Origin of the sequence: Kitasatospora sp. NPDC091257 (assembly GCF_044757675.1) — a bacterium.
Taxonomy (GTDB): Bacteria; Actinomycetota; Actinomycetes; order Streptomycetales; family Streptomycetaceae; genus Kitasatospora; species Kitasatospora lactacystinica.
This window is the reverse complement of the sequence record NZ_JBIVVI010000082.1, coordinates 1-13,823: the sequence shown is the minus strand read 5'-3', so window position 1 is coordinate 13,823 and position 13,823 is coordinate 1. Positions and strand designations below refer to the sequence as shown.

12 protein-coding genes and 1 pseudogene are annotated in these 13,823 nt (G+C 73.0%); 6 read left to right on the top strand and 7 right to left on the bottom strand.

Annotation, left to right across the window (positions count from 1 at the left end):
* On the bottom strand, positions 1–634 hold a 634-nt coding region (locus ACIQOV_RS06230; RefSeq protein ID WP_401045478.1), incomplete at its 3' end, for a TetR/AcrR family transcriptional regulator.
* Positions 635–826: 192 nt separating this feature from the next.
* Positions 827–2,380: a S8 family serine peptidase gene (locus ACIQOV_RS06225; protein ID WP_401045476.1), complete on the bottom strand. Its 1,554-nt coding sequence runs from the start codon at positions 2,378–2,380 to the stop codon at positions 827–829.
* 617 nt (positions 2,381–2,997) lie between these two features.
* Here ACIQOV_RS06225 and ACIQOV_RS06220 point away from each other — a divergent pair.
* On the top strand, positions 2,998–3,720 hold the full coding sequence (locus tag ACIQOV_RS06220) for an LURP-one-related/scramblase family protein (RefSeq protein ID WP_401045474.1): 723 nt from the start codon (positions 2,998–3,000) through the stop codon (positions 3,718–3,720).
* A gap of 190 nt (positions 3,721–3,910) precedes the next feature.
* Here ACIQOV_RS06220 and ACIQOV_RS06215 read toward each other — a convergent pair whose 3' ends face one another.
* Positions 3,911–4,390, bottom strand: a complete 480-nt coding sequence (locus ACIQOV_RS06215) for a hypothetical protein (RefSeq protein WP_401045471.1) — start codon at positions 4,388–4,390, stop codon at positions 3,911–3,913.
* Between the two features lie 709 nt (positions 4,391–5,099).
* On the opposite strand from ACIQOV_RS06215, the gene ACIQOV_RS06210 reads away from it, so the two are divergent.
* A complete protein-coding gene (locus ACIQOV_RS06210; RefSeq protein WP_401045469.1) occupies positions 5,100–5,600 on the top strand; it encodes a hypothetical protein in 501 nt (166 codons plus the stop codon).
* A gap of 120 nt (positions 5,601–5,720) precedes the next feature.
* Complete coding sequence (locus ACIQOV_RS06205) at positions 5,721–5,909, top strand: hypothetical protein (protein WP_401045466.1); 189 nt, start codon at positions 5,721–5,723, stop codon at positions 5,907–5,909.
* 42 nt (positions 5,910–5,951) lie between these two features.
* Here the strand turns inward: ACIQOV_RS06205 and ACIQOV_RS06200 are convergent, their stop codons facing one another.
* Positions 5,952–6,872, bottom strand: a complete 921-nt coding sequence (locus ACIQOV_RS06200) for an MBL fold metallo-hydrolase (RefSeq protein ID WP_401045463.1) — start codon at positions 6,870–6,872, stop codon at positions 5,952–5,954.
* A gap of 81 nt (positions 6,873–6,953) precedes the next feature.
* On the opposite strand from ACIQOV_RS06200, the gene ACIQOV_RS06195 reads away from it, so the two are divergent.
* The gene (locus tag ACIQOV_RS06195; protein WP_401045460.1) at positions 6,954–7,805 is read left to right on the top strand and encodes a LysR substrate-binding domain-containing protein; all 852 of its coding nucleotides are present in this window, start codon (positions 6,954–6,956) and stop codon (positions 7,803–7,805) included.
* 124 nt (positions 7,806–7,929) lie between these two features.
* Here the strand turns inward: ACIQOV_RS06195 and bla are convergent, their stop codons facing one another.
* Entirely contained in the window at positions 7,930–8,901 is a 972-nt protein-coding gene (gene bla / locus ACIQOV_RS06190; protein ID WP_401045458.1) for a class A beta-lactamase, read from the bottom strand.
* A gap of 161 nt (positions 8,902–9,062) precedes the next feature.
* Here bla and ACIQOV_RS06185 point away from each other — a divergent pair, with 161 nt between their 5' ends.
* Positions 9,063–10,010 (top strand): LysR family transcriptional regulator, encoded by a 948-nt coding sequence (locus ACIQOV_RS06185; RefSeq protein ID WP_401045456.1) that lies wholly within the window; start codon positions 9,063–9,065, stop codon positions 10,008–10,010.
* A gap of 101 nt (positions 10,011–10,111) precedes the next feature.
* Positions 10,112–10,975: a serine hydrolase gene (locus ACIQOV_RS06180; RefSeq protein ID WP_380549120.1), complete on the top strand. Its 864-nt coding sequence runs from the start codon at positions 10,112–10,114 to the stop codon at positions 10,973–10,975.
* A gap of 630 nt (positions 10,976–11,605) precedes the next feature.
* On the opposite strand, the gene ACIQOV_RS06175 is transcribed toward ACIQOV_RS06180, so the two are convergent.
* The gene (locus ACIQOV_RS06175; RefSeq protein ID WP_401045453.1) at positions 11,606–11,980 is read right to left on the bottom strand and encodes a hypothetical protein; all 375 of its coding nucleotides are present in this window, start codon (positions 11,978–11,980) and stop codon (positions 11,606–11,608) included.
* A gap of 64 nt (positions 11,981–12,044) precedes the next feature.
* Positions 12,045–13,772, bottom strand: a pseudogene (locus ACIQOV_RS06170) (acyltransferase domain-containing protein); the annotation flags it as partial.
* Positions 13,773–13,823 lie beyond the last annotated feature (51 nt).

Here is a 13,823-nt window from a genome sequence, read left to right as displayed (position 1 = left end):
GCAGCCGGACGCCGGGCAGCTGTTCGCGATGGTCGCGGCCGACCGCTCGCTGACCGAGACCGCCGCCCCGCCGAGCGCCCCGCCCGCCGTCGAGGACCAGGGCCAGGTACCGGCGCCAGCCGTCCTCCCGGGCCTCCATCGTCCACAGCACCGAGACCAGCATGACGACGATGCGGTGCAGATCGTCGGGCACGAGGTCGGCGCGGATCACGCCCGCGTCCTGGCCGCGCGTCAGGAGAGCGTCGAGCGCGGCGAAGAACTCCTCCCCAGTCGCCGGGGTCAGCACGCCGGCGGCGCGGGCGGCGGCCAGCACGTTGTCGTCGCCGGCCACCGATTCCAGGGCCGCCTCCAGCACACGGACCAGCCCGGACGCGGGATCGGCGTCGTGCGCGGCAGCCTGGATGACGGGACGGACGTGCTCGCCGAAACGCTGGTCCAGCACGGCCCGCAGCAGCGCGGCCTTGTCGGGAAAGCGGCGGAAGAGCGTGGCGGACCCGACGCCGGCCCGGCGCGCCACGTCGTCGAGGTGGGCGTCGGGGCCCTGCTCGGCGAAGACCTCCCGGGCAGCCCGGACGATCTTTTCCGCGTTGCGGGCGGCATCGGCACGCAGCAGCCGGGGGGAGTCGAGGGCCATCCCGGCACCCTATCCAAGGGCCGCCGGCAGCGCGGCGACGTCCGGCGGGCGCCGCCGCAGCAGGTGGTCGGCCGCCGGGGACCGCCCGGTGGTCCCCGGAGCCCTCCAACTCCCGGGCGGTGTGAGCGTGTCGGACGAAGGCCACGGCCTGCCCGCCGCCCGCCCGCGGCGGCGGGGCCGGTGCGGTGCCGGCTACTCGACCGCGCGCAGTGCGTTGACGATGCCGAAGCCGTAGAAGCCGTTGACGCGCTTGCCGCCCGCACAGACGGCGTCCCCGGAACCGCCGCCGTTCCCGCCGTTCCCGCGGTTCCCGCCGTGCGGGTCGGCCGGGCCGGCCGGGCACCCCGGGTTGTCCGCCTGGGCCTTGAGCAGCGCCTGCAACTGGGCCGGGGTCGCCTCCGGGTGGGCGGACTTCAGCAGCGCGGCCACACCGGAGGCGTGGGGCGTGGCCATGGACGTGCCCTGCTCGTAGCCGTACTGGTTGTTCGGCAGCGTCGACAGGATGCCGCCTTCCCCGGACGGTGTGTCCGAGGCCTGGTACTGGTCACCGCCCGGCGCCGCGACGTCGATCACGCCGAGGCCGTAGTTGGAGTAGTACGCCTTCGCGTTCCTGGCGCCGGTCGCGCCGACCGTGACGACGCCCGGCAGCTGTGCGGGCAGGTCCCAGCACCTGTGCGGGTCGACCGTCCGGCTCGCCGGGGTGGAGTCGTTGGGGCTGCCACCGTCGGTGAAGCCGTCGGAGGCCAGGTCGTGGTTGGCGTTGCCGGCCCCGGCGACGTTGAGGGTGCCCTTGCGCTGCGCGTAGAGCTGGGCGCGGTCGACCGCGTCGACGATGGCCTTCTGGTCGGGGTCGTCCAGGCAGTTGTACTGCCACGGGTCCACGTAGTAGCTGTTGTTGGTGATCTGCACACCGTGGTCGGCGGCGAACACGAAGGCGCAGACGACGCTTTCGGCGTAGATCAGCTGGCGCGGGGTGGGCTGGGAGACCGTGATGCCGGAGACCTTCACCCCGGGTGCCACGCCCGCGACGCCGACGCCGTTGCGGGCCGCGGCTATCGTGCCCGCCACGTGCGTGCCGTGGAAGTAGTCCGCGTCCACCGGCCGCCAGGAGCCGTACGCGGTGTCGGCCTTGCCGCTGGCGCAGTTCGCGGACTGCGAGGGGGAGAAGTTCGCGGCGAGGTCCGGGTGGGTGTCGTCGACGCCGGTGTCGATGACGGCGACCGTGACGTCCCTGCTGCCGGGGTTGATTTCCGCGGCCTTGTCCGCGCCGATCGCCCGCAGGGCCCACTGCTCGGCTTCGAGGGGTTCGGTGCCGCTGCCGGACGCCTTCGCGATCCTCGCCGCCTCGGCCTCGGAGAGGCGCCGCACCCCACCCTCGTCGGTGGTCCCCGCCGCGCTCAGCGGCGCGGTCCGCGTGGCGCCCGCCGACTGCACTCCGCGCACCGCGCGCATCCGCCTGCCGAAGTCGGGGTTCGCCGAGTGGGCGACGACGACGCCGATCCCGTCGTACGTGACGACGACGGTGCCGCCGGCCGCGGCGACGGCCCGCTGCACCTCGGCGATCGTGCGACGGTCGGTCCTGGTGTTGACGACGTACGCCAGGGGGTGCGCGTCCTCGGCCTGCGCGGCGGGCTGTGCCCGGGGCGTCGCCGAGGCCGGGGTGGGGAGGAATCCGAGTGAGGCGGTCAGCGACAGCACGATCGGCACGGCCGGGCCGAGCCGCAGTAAGGAACGCAGTCGAGCCATGTGGTCTCCACATCATCCGGGTGCAGGACCCGGCCGAGGACAGCGCGCCGGCCGGGCAGGAACAGGACGGGTGGTACAGGACGCGTGGTGCAGGAGTGAAGCTATCCCGCCACCTCACCAACCATCAATGACTCGGCAAAGACTCGGCAATGACTCGCCAACGACCTGACCGGACCCGCGGCGAACCGACACGGCCGGGCCGAGGCCGAACCCGACGCGGCACGACGGCCGACATCAACGCCGTTGGCCCCCGGCAGGATTGCGGTGGCCTCCGCACCCGGCCGCCGTCGTGCCGCCGTCGCGCCGCCGCCGCACGCTCCCGGTGCTCGCGGTCCCGAGTGTCCAGGGAGGTCGTCCCCCCGCGCCCGGTATCCGGCAGGGCACAGGTTCCCGCCGTCCAGGCGTCGGGACGGCCAGCCGCGAGGCAGGCCGTCATCCGCCCACGCACGATCAGTGGATGTGACATCGGACACATCCACTGCGCCGGGTGCCGGCCGACTGTCGTCCGCAACACCCAAACCCGCAGGTCAACTTCGCAACGCGAAGGCCCTGAGGAACCCGGGGGCCGTTCAAAACGATCTAGCTCCCCACAGAGGATTGGGCCTAGCCTGCCCGCCATGTCCCAGAACACGAACACCCCCGGTTTCCCCGGGCAGCCGGCCGCCCCGGCCGGCGACTCCGCCAAGGTGCAGCGCCAGGTGCAGCAGCAGGCGGGCGTCGGACCGGTCTACGGTGGCGGCGGCACCCTCTTCTCCGAGCCGGTCCTGGTGGTGAACCAGAAGGCCAAGCTGATCGAGCTGACCAACGAGTACTCCGTCTTCGACCAGCAGGGCGCCACGCTGGGCTCGGTGGTCCAGGTCGGCCAGAGCGCTCTGCGCAAGGTGCTGCGGCTGCTCTCCTCCCTCGACCAGTACCTGACCCACAAGCTGGAGATCCGCGACGCGCAGGGCACCCCGGTGCTGCTGCTGACCCGCCCGGCGAAGCTCATCAAGTCGCGGGTGATCGTGCAGCGTCCGAACGGCCAGGAGGTCGGCCAGATCATCCAGCAGAACGCCATCGGGAAGATCAATTTCTCGCTGGAGGTCGGCGGTCAGAAGATCGGCGCCATCAAGGCGGAGAACTGGCGGGCCTGGAACTTCTCCATCGTCGACGAGACGGACACCGAGGTCGCCCGGATCACCAAGACCTGGGAAGGCCTGGCGAAGACGATGTTCACCACGGCCGACAACTACGTGCTCCAGATCCACCGTCCGCTCGCCGACCCGCTGCTCAGCCTGGTCGTGGCGACCGCGCTGACCGTGGACACCGCGCTGAAGCAGGACGCACGCGGCTTCGGATAACCGCGAACCGTACGTTGTTCGGAGCCCCGCCCCCGACCGGGCGACTGCCGGGGGGCGGGGCCGGCCGGAGAGCGGAGTCGTGCGTCATCGCCGGCCCGGCGGAGAAGCCCGCCACCCGATCACGGCCGACGGGTGGGCCACCCGGCGGCTGCGGGGCGGCCCACCCGTTCCCGTGTTCCGGCTCAGCCGGTCAGCGGGACAGAAGGAACTTGGTGGTCGGCACGCCCCGGACGGTGGCGCAGTCCAGGTTCGAGGTGGTGGCGCTGTAGGTGAAACCGCTCGGGACGCTGCACGCCCACATGCCGCTGACCGGTGTGCGGAGGTGGAAGGTGGTGGACGGCACGCCCTGCGTCAGGCTGCACGTGGTGGACGAGCCGGCGGAGTCGTAGGTGAAGCCGGGGGCGGTCGAGCAGGAGGTGAGGCCGTCGACGGGCGTGCGCAGGTGGTACTGCGGCGATTTCCAGCTGCCGCCGCCGCTGCACGTCTGACTGAAGACGACCCCTTCGTAGACGTAGCCGGACGGGATGGAGCAGGCCCAGGTGTCGTCCAGCCCCGTGGCGGTGGCGGAGGCCGGCGTCGCGGTGGCGGCGCCGGTGAGCAGCAGGGTGAGCGCGGCGAAGGCGGCGAGCGGCGCGGTTCGCGCGGTCCGTACGGTTCGTGCGACGGACATGTTTTCTCCTTCGGTGGAAATGCGGCCGGAAGGTGCGCGGTGCGGCGGTACGGCGGTGCAGCGGTACAGGGGGCGGTGATCGCGGGTGGGCGTTCACGGCCGTCGATGGTTCTAGCACGCAACGACGGGCCGTCACCCGGCCGCTCCGTCGCGGAGAATCACTTCGGCGCCCGCCGTCCACGCGCCCTGCGCGGATCCTCCGGCCCGTCTCATCCGATCAGCCCCCCGGGTCCCTCCCGCGCCTGACGCAGCCGATCCGCGTGCCCGCCCCCGCCGGAGGCCCGCTCGTTCGGGGCGCGGTGCGGCGTACGTCCGCGGACCGGCCCGGACGTGGGGGAAGCCATCAGGTCGCCGTCGGGCGCGAGCTTCCCGTTCGGACCGATGGTCCAACCCGGGCCCTTCAGCGGGGCCGCGGAGGACGAGGCGGCCGGCGCCGACTGAGCACGGCCACGCCCGGGCCGTCCGGCCCCGCCGTGGACCGGGGCGGTGGTGCGACAAGGCGGCCGTGACAACCCGTTCGGTGGGCACGGCCCAGGCCGTATCCACGCCTTGTGGTGATGCCACCGGTCGGTTGCGGGCGGCAGGACGGCCTTCTTTGAGCGAACTCGGCGCACCGTTCGCGGTGGGCTGCCACAATGCCCATAAGAACTATGTGACATGTCACAGTGCTGTCGGCGCCCGCCGAGAGCACCGGACGAAGGAGGGCCCCTTGAAACGCCTTGCTGCCGTTCTCGCCGGTACCGCCGCTCTGGCGGCGCTGACCGGCACCCAGACCGCCTCCGCCGCCACCGCATCCGTCGCCACCGCATCCGTCGCCACCGCATCCGTCGCCACCGCATCCGTCGCCACCGCATCCGTCGCCGGCATGCCGGGCACCACCGTCTGCGGGGACCCGGGCGCGCCGAACCACCTCACGATCAGGGCCTGCATCAACAACAACGGAGGCCAGGTGTACGTGTTCGGACGCGCCACTCCGACCAGCCCGACCTGGCAGGACCAGCAGGTCTCCTTCCGGCTGACCAGCGTCGGCGTCACCAGCCCACCGCTCGGCACCATCGCCCCGACCGTCCTGATCCCGACCGGCGGGAGCGACGTCGGCGGCATCACGGGCACCGTGCCCTGCGGCCGCACCGTGACCGCCCAGTTCAGCGTGGACCAGCCCGGCTGGCCGCAATCGACCGCGACCGTCTCGACCATCGTGAACTGCTGACCTGCGCCCGGTCGGCAGCGTGATCCTGATCAAAGGCCGCCTTCGCGCCGAATGGGGTAACAACGACAACTCCGACCATTCTTCTGGCTGATGCGGGGCCCGGACCCGGACCGGTGGCCGGTGGCCGCCAAGTTCCACTCGATGCGGGAGTGGGACCTGTTCGAGGGCGGCTTCCTGGAGTTCCTGCTGGCGGCGGTGACGGAGCAGTATCCGTACCACGGGGACGTCGTTCCCGGCGGGATGAAGCAGGTCGGTGACGGCCGTGCTTATCGCTTTCGGGGTGACTGGTCGAACCAGCATCGGCGGTGAGCCCGCGAGGCCGCGCCCACCCGTTTCTCAGCCCGTCGGGTCTCAGCCCGTCGGGTCCTGGTCCGTGACGGTGGGGTGTTCGGTGCACAGGCAGCCGACGCCCTTCTCGATCCACTCCTGTCCGGTCCACTCGGGGTGCCGTTCGATCAGCAGGGCCCGGACCTCGGCCACGATCTCGCTCCCGCCCATGGCGGAGTCGCGTCGCCGCCAGGTCTCGTCCCGCAGCTCGCGCAGGTAGTCGCGGACGTCGCCGAGGACCTGCGGGCCGCCGACGGCGCCGTGGCCGGGGACGACCGTACGGTGCCCGTCGGCCGCCAGCCGCTCCATCACCGTCAGCCAGCCGATCCCGGAGACGTCGGTGTCGTACGGCGGGAACCAGGGAAAGATCGCGAACTGCCCGGTCTCGGCCAGGTCGCCGGTGAACAGCACGCCGGCGTCGGGCACCCCGATCACCTGGTCGCCCTTGGTGTGGCCCCGGCCGGTGGCCCGCAGCCGTACGCAGCGGCCGCCGAGGTCCAGGTCGTACCCGTCGTCGTAGACCACGTCGGGGGCGACCACGCGGACGTCGCCGTCGAGGCGGTCGGCGACCGGCGGGCCGAACCCGCGGAACATCTCCAGGTAGCCCGCTCCCTTCACCTTCAGGTCCTCGGCCTGGGCACGGTTGGCGAGGTAGGTGGCCCGGCCGTGGAAGACGTGCGCGCCGAAGGCGTGCTCGGGGTGGAAGTGCGTGGTGGTCAGGTACAGGCGGCGCCCCTCGGCCACCTCGGACGCCAGGGAGAGGACCTGCTCGGCGTTGGCGGTGCCCATGCCGGTGTCGACGACGAGGACGGCCTCGGTGCCGCCGATGATGCCGATGTTGGGAACCAGCGGGATCCTGCGGTCCGGGACCACCAGCAGCTCGGGGGCGATCTCCTGGACGCCGGCCACATGGACGGCGGGGTCGGAAAGCGATACGTCGTTCATGCCTCGATTCCACCGCCCCGGAACCCCGGCCGTCCAAGACCGATTCGCACGTGCCCGATACCGCACGGGTATCGTCGCAGCATGGAGCTGCGGACGTTGCGCTATTTCGTCGCGGTCGCCGAGGAACTCCACTTCGGCCGGGCCGCCGCCCGGCTGCACATGAGCCAGCCCCCGCTCAGCCGGGCGATCAAGCAGCTGGAAACCGACCTCGGCGCCACCCTGCTGCACCGCTCCGCCCAGGGCGTCACCCTCACCCCGGCCGGAACCGTCCTGCTCGACGAAGCCCGCACCCTCCTCGACCGTGCCGACCGGATCCGCGCACGCGTCGCCGCCGAAACCGGCCCCACGGCCATCACCGTCGGCCTGCTCGGCGACGGCACCGACCTCGGCGCCCTGCGCCTGGCCAACGCCTACCGCAAGCGACACCCGGACATCGAGGTCCGCATCCGCGAGACCGACCTGACCGACCCCACCTGCGGACTGCGCACCGGACGGGTCGACATCGCCCTCACCCGCGCCCCCTTCGACGAGACCGGCCTGATCGTGCACGAGCTGCGCACCGACCCGGTCGGCGCGGTGCTGCGCACCGACGACCCCCTGGCCGGCCGCACGCACCTGGAGCTGGCCGACCTGGCCGACCGGTGCTGGTTCCGGTTCCCGGACGGCACCGACCCGCTGTGGGGGGCGTACTGGACCGGCGGCCGGCCGCGCGGGGGACCGGCGGTGAGGGCCGTCCAGGAATGCCGGCAGGCCGTGCTCTGGAACGGCACGGTCGGCATCACCCCCCTCGGACACGACATGCCCGAGGGACTGACTGCGGTACTGCTGGCCGACATGGCGCCCAGCCGCGTGGTGGTGGCGTGGAACGAGGGCGACCCGAACCCGCTGATCCCTTCGTTCGTCCGCATCGCGACAGCCACCCACCGCCGCTGAACCCTCCCGCCCGCGCCGGTGTTCCCCGCCCCGGACCCGCGTCGTCGTCGATGTGGGTGTTGCGGTCGGGGTTCCTGGCCGGTCGGGGCTCCTACCGGTCGGGGCTCCTACCGGTCGGGGAGGCTCAGCCGAGGATGCTGACGACGGTCTTCGTCGCCTGGGCGATCAGGTCGTCGTCGGAGGTGGCGCCCGCCCTGCCGCGATCGGACAGGACGACGATCACGATCGGGCTGCGCCCGCCCGACGGCCACGCCACGGCGACGTCGTTGCGGGTGCCGTAGCCCGCGTTGCCGGTCTTGTCGCCGATCCTCCAGTCGGCGGGCACCCCCGCGCGGACGTACGGGCCGCCGGTCGTGTTGCCGACCAGCCAGTCCGTCAGCAGCCCGCGCCGGCCCTCCGTGAGGACGTCGCCGAGCACGTAGCGGCGCAGGTCGGCGGCGAGGACGCGCGGCGTGCTGGTGTCACGGGTGTCGCCCGGGGTCGCCTCGTTGAGGGTGGGTTCGGTGCGGTCGACGCTGGTGGTCGAGTCGCCCAGGTCGCGCAGGGACCGCTGGACGGCCGCCGGGCCGCCGAGCTCGGCGATGACCAGGTTGGCCGCGGTGTTGTCGCTGTACTGGATGGAGGCGGAAGCCAGGTCACGCAGCTTCATGCCGGTCGCCACGTGCTGCGAGGTGATCGGTGCCCACGCCAGCACGTCCTCCTGGCGGTAGGGGACGACCTTGTCCAGGTCCGCGTCGGACGCCTTCCGCAGCAGGGCCCCGGCGGCGAGCGACTTGATCGTGGACGCGAACGCGAACCGCTCGTCGGCCCGGTGGGTGACCTCCCGGCCGCTGCCGGTGTCCACGGCGAACACGCCGAGCCGGGCGCCGAACTGCTGCTCAAGCGCCGCGAAGGAGGCGTCCGCCGGGCCGGTCGCGGGCACGCCCGACACCGTCGCGCCCGCCACCCCTGCGCCGGGGGCCGTCGCGCCGCTCGCCGCCGGTGCCGGCGCCGTCGGGGCGCTGCTCGCCGCCCGGCCGCACCCGCCGATCAGCGCGGCCACGAGCAGGGCCACCGCGGGCAGCGCGGTGCGGGTGCGGCGGAGGTCGGGCGTCATCGGTGGTCTCCCAGGGGGTTCGTGCCGTCGCGGTCGCGCCCTCGCGGTGGTTCGTACCGTCGTGGTCGCGCGGTCGCGCTCAGCTAAACAGGCCGCCGACCACCCAGTCCAAGACCGCAATCATGAAGTGGACGATAAGAAAACACCTATGATGACTGGCCATGGACCTGCTGGGGCACCTCCGCCACTTCCGAGCCGTCGCCGAGGAACGGCACTTCGGCCGCGCCGCCGAGCGCCTGCGGATCGCCCAGCCCTCGCTCTCCCAGCGGATCCAGCGCCTCGAACGCGAACTCGGTGTGACCCTGTTCGACCGCGGCCCGCGCGGCGTCGACCTCACCCCGGCGGGCCGGCTGCTGCTCGCCGAGGCCGAGGAGACGCTGGACAGCGCGGCCCGCCTCCTCGCCACCGCCGCCGACCTGCGCAGCGGACGGGCCGGCACCCTGCGCGCGGCCGTCCCGCCCGAACTCGGGCCGGCCGCCCTGGCCGCGCTGCTCACCGGCTTCGAGACCGCCTCCCCGGGCACCCGGCTCGAACTGCGGGAACTGCCGGTCGCGGCCGTGGTGCGCGAACTCGCCCAGCACACCGTCGACGTCGCCGTCGTCCGTCACCCCTGCCCGGCCGACGGACTGGCCTTCGGCCCCGTCCTGCACCAGCCGCTCGGCGCCCTGCTCGCCGCCCGCGGTCCGTACGCCGACCGCCCGGAGCTCGCGGTGGCCGAACTGACCGGCCTGCGCCTGGTCCTCTTCCCGCGCGCCACGGCCCCGGCCCTGTACGACGAGGTCCTCACCACGCTGACCAGGCACGGCTGCACCCCCGAGGCCGTCGTCGACCCGCCGGGACCGGACGTCGCGGGCGCGCTCGTGCTCACCGGCAGCGCCATCGCCCTGGTGCCGCGCACCACACCCCCACCGGGTACGGTCTGGCGCCCGCTCACCGGCACCCCGCTGGCCTGGCGGACCTCCACGGCCTGGCCGGCCGGGCGGGGCGGGCCCGCCGTCCGGCTGTTCGCCCAGGCCGCCCACGAGGCGCTGACCGGACCCGGCGGCCTGCTGCCCCAGCCGCCCAACCGCCCGCTCCACCCCCGGCCCGCAATGGAGTTCCCGCTGTGACCAGCGACCGCACCACAGCCGACCGCACGGCTGCCGACCGCACCACAGCCGACCGGACGGCTGCCGACCGGACCCCGCACAGCCGGGCCGCGCGCACCCGCATCGCCGCGGCCTTCGCCGACGCGGGCGTCACCGGCCGGCTGCACGCGCGCGACCTCGACACCGGCGCCGAGATCGGCCTCGGCGCCGACACCGCCGTCAGCACCGCCAGCGTCCACAAGGTCTGCCTGCTCGTGACGCTGTACCGCGAGGCCGCCGCCGGACGGATCGACCTGACCCGGCAGGTCGAGATCCCCGCCGCCGGCCGCACCCCCGGGCCGACCGGCCTCGCCGCCATGCTCGACACCGCCCGCCTCTCCCTGCGCGACCTCGCCTACCTCACCGCGGCCGTCAGCGACAACACCGCCGCCGACACCCTGTGGGACCAGATCGGCCTCGACACCGTCAACCGCACCATGGCCGACCTCGGCCTGAGCCGCACCGTCGCCGTCCACAAGCTCCGCGACCTCATCGCCGCCCTCGCCGAGGACACCGGCCCCGACTCCCCGGTCGACCCCGCCGTCGTCGCCCGCCTCAGGGTCCTCGACCCCGCCTTCACCAACCACAGCACCCCCCGCGACATGACCACCCTGCTCGCCGCCCTCTGGCACGGCGACGCCTGCCCCGGCGACCACGGCGCCGCCCTGCGACGCCTCCTCGGCCTCCAGGTCTGGCCGCACCGCCTGGCCTCCGGCTTCCCCTACGACGACGTCCGCGTCCACGGCAAGACCGGCACCCTCCCCACGCTGCGCCACGAGGTCGGCGTCGTCGAATACCCCGACGGCGGCCGCTACGCCCTCGCCGTCTTCACCCGCGCCGCCGCCACCACCATCACCCTGCCCGCCGCCGACGCCGTCATCGGAACCACCGCCCGCCTCGCCGTCGACGCCCTCCGGGCCCGGGCGGCAGCCGGCGCGACGGGCTGACCGGGGCCGCGACCCCGACGCCGAGACCACCCCCAGCTGCCCCGCCGTCCGCCCTCCTGGCCACGACGTCCGGGTGACGGATCGGCTGCACGCTCGTTTGCCCGGGTACCTGCCGGTCGCAGGACGGCGGTGCCCGGCGACCACCCCCCGCCCGGGCACCGCCGCACCGGCCCCGCGACTGGCCAGGACCGGACAGAACCCCCACCGGCGTCCGGGCCACGGCCCCGGACGCCGGTCACCCGCGCAGGTGTCGCCGGGCCCGCCGGCATGCGGGACGGACCTGCGCTCGTCGTGACGCCACCGCGGACGACCTGCTGAGGGAGCGCCGGCGCGCAACGGGCGGACACCCTCAGACAGGAGTCCGCGGAGTCCCACGAGCTCAGTCCGAAACGCCTCGCCCAGCCGATCCGCACCACCGACACCCCGAGCTGCGCCCCGGCAGCAACGGCCGGGTCCCCCACGCTCGTCGACGTCGCCGCCACCGCCGGGCTGAGGAGAGCGGCTCGGCACAGAGTTCACGCACCCGTGCGAGAAGTCGTACCGATACGGTTCGACGAACACCGCATCCCGTGATCGACGCGTGCGGATGGGCCGCTCCCGAAATGCCGGGACGCGGCCCACCGCAATGGGTCAGCTGTAGATGACGGCCCACTGCTGGGTGTGGTCGCCCGTTCGGCAGCCCTCGATCGTCACCTGGCTTCCAGCGTGGGCGGTCAGGCAGCCCTGGTCGCCGTCGGCCGAGTGGATGTACGCCCCGGCGTCGCCGGCCGCGTACCACCAGCGCGACCTGGTCGCGGTGTTGTCGTACGGGTCGTACCAGGGGTTGTACTCGGACAGCTCGCCGGTGTCGTTGAAGTTGCGGCGCAGGTTCCGATAGGTCTTGGTGGTGCAGAAGAAGTCGGTGCACGTCTGCGTCTCGTAGGAGGAGAAGACGACGCTGTCGGTGGAGGTCATGGTGACGTACCACCACTGGTTGCTCTGCCCGGTCTGCGCGTAGGTGTACACCGGGGCGCCCGGGCGATGGCTTCGTCCTTCTTGAGGGGTGCGGAGTGGGCGCGGCTCATCGGATCTACGCCGACCGAGTCTGCCCGCCCGGGGAGTCCACCTTCAGGCCGAGCTGTTCGAGGGCGTTGAGTACCTCGATGAGGCCCGTCTGGTCGTCCTGGCCGCGGCGCATGGTGGTCAGGACGGTCGCGGCGGTACCGGACTCCTCGACGCTCTGCCGCAGTGCCGGGGCGAGCACCGGGTGAGCGCTGACCTCGACCAGTACGTCATGGCCCGTCAGCAGCTCGGCGATGGAGTCGGCCAGCAGGACGGGCTGCCGCAGGTTCCGGGCGAAGTAGCCCGCGGTGGCCTGCTGCCAGTCGAGCGCTTGCCCCGTGACCGAGGAGATCATCGGGATCCGGCCGGGCCTGGGGGTGAGCTCACCTATGGCCCGTTCGAGGTCCGCCAGGATCGGATCGATCGCCGGGCTGTGGGCCGGCAGGTCGACTCGGACCATCGCGCACAGCACGTCCGCGGCCTGGAGCTTGGCGACGACGGCCTCCAACGCGGACCGGTCACCGGCCAGCACGGTGGTCCGCGGGCCGTTCCGCGCGGCGACGGACACGCTCCCCTCAAGCCCTCGCAGGTGCTTCGAGAGGTCGACGGCCGAGAGCTCCACCACGGCCATGCCGCTGTGAGGGCCGGCCACGCGGCGTTGCTGATCGCTGTAGTGGTGGACGAGCCGGACCGCGTCCGGCAGGTCGAGGATGCCTGCGATGACGCTGGCGGCGATCTCGCCGACGCTGTGACCCGTGACAGCGGCCGGCCGGACGCCCGCCTCTTCCAGCCAGCGGGCGATGCCCACTTGGACGGCGAAGACGATGGGTTGCATGACGCCGACGTCGTTCGTCCTGGCTTCGGGTTCGTCGAGGAAGAGCTCGTGGACGAGGGACCAGCCGGTGTGCCGGGCCAGCTCGCTGTCGCACTCCTCCAGGGCCGAGCGGAAGGCGGGTTCGGTGCGGAACAGAGTCCGCCCCATGCCGACCCACTGCTGGCCGTAGGGGGAGCAGACGAAGGCGATCCGGGTGCCGTCCGCAGCGGCGAGCTCCGGCCCGGCGGACGGGCTGCCGGTCAGCTCATGGACGGCTGCCCCGCCGAGTTCGCCCAGCCGCAGACCCGGAGCGGCGGCCACGGCGTCGAGCAGCTCGGTGAACTCCCGGGCCAGCCGCTCGGCCTCCGCGGGGACGAACAGGTCGAGGGCGTAGGTGAGGCTGCCGTCGATGCCGTCCGGTCTCCGCTGCTCGGTGAAGCCCTCGAACAGCTCGAAGCGGAGGTCGAAGCGGGTGATCCCCTCCGTCACCGGCTCGGTCCGGACCTCCAGGCCGGGAAGGTGGAGCTCGGCGCTCGCGTTGTTCTGGAATGCGAGCATCACCTGGATGAGCGGGTGCCACGCGGGGGAGCGCGGCGGGTTGATGGTCTGGACCACGTGGTCGAACGGCACCTCCTGGTGAGCGAAGGCCGCCAGGTCCGTGCTGCGCACCCGGAACAGCAGCTCCCGGAAGGTCGGGTCGCCGTCGGTCCTGGTGCGCAGCACCAGCGTATTGACGAAGAATCCGATCAGGTCGTCGAGGCCCTCGTCGGTGCGCCCGGCGGTGGGGATGCCGATGGCGATGTCGGTGCCGGCTCCGCGCCTGGTGAGCAGGGTCGCAAGGGCGGCCTGCACGACCATGAAGACGCTGGTGCCGGTCTCCCGCGCCAGCTGGTGCAGTTCCCGGTGGGTCGCCCGCGTGACGTGGAAGGGGACTCGACCGCCCCGGTGTGAGAAGTCGACTCGGCCGACTTCTCACGCGGCGTTCGCTTGGGT

Bases quoted from the DNA above. Each gene is read 5' to 3' on its own strand.
- ACIQOV_RS06225 (WP_401045476.1), bottom strand. From the start codon at position 2,380: ATGGCTCGACTGCGTTCCTTACTGCGGCTCGGCCCGGCCGTGCCGATC.
- ACIQOV_RS06195 (WP_401045460.1), top strand. From the start codon at position 6,954: ATGGAGCTGCGGACGTTGCGCTATTTCGTCGCGGTCGCCGAGGAACTC.
- ACIQOV_RS06215 (WP_401045471.1), bottom strand. From the start codon at position 4,390: ATGTCCGTCGCACGAACCGTACGGACCGCGCGAACCGCGCCGCTCGCC.
- ACIQOV_RS06220 (WP_401045474.1), top strand. From the start codon at position 2,998: ATGTCCCAGAACACGAACACCCCCGGTTTCCCCGGGCAGCCGGCCGCC.
- bla (WP_401045458.1), bottom strand. From the start codon at position 8,901: ATGACGCCCGACCTCCGCCGCACCCGCACCGCGCTGCCCGCGGTGGCC.
- ACIQOV_RS06185 (WP_401045456.1), top strand. From the start codon at position 9,063: ATGGACCTGCTGGGGCACCTCCGCCACTTCCGAGCCGTCGCCGAGGAA.
- ACIQOV_RS06200 (WP_401045463.1), bottom strand. From the start codon at position 6,872: ATGAACGACGTATCGCTTTCCGACCCCGCCGTCCATGTGGCCGGCGTC.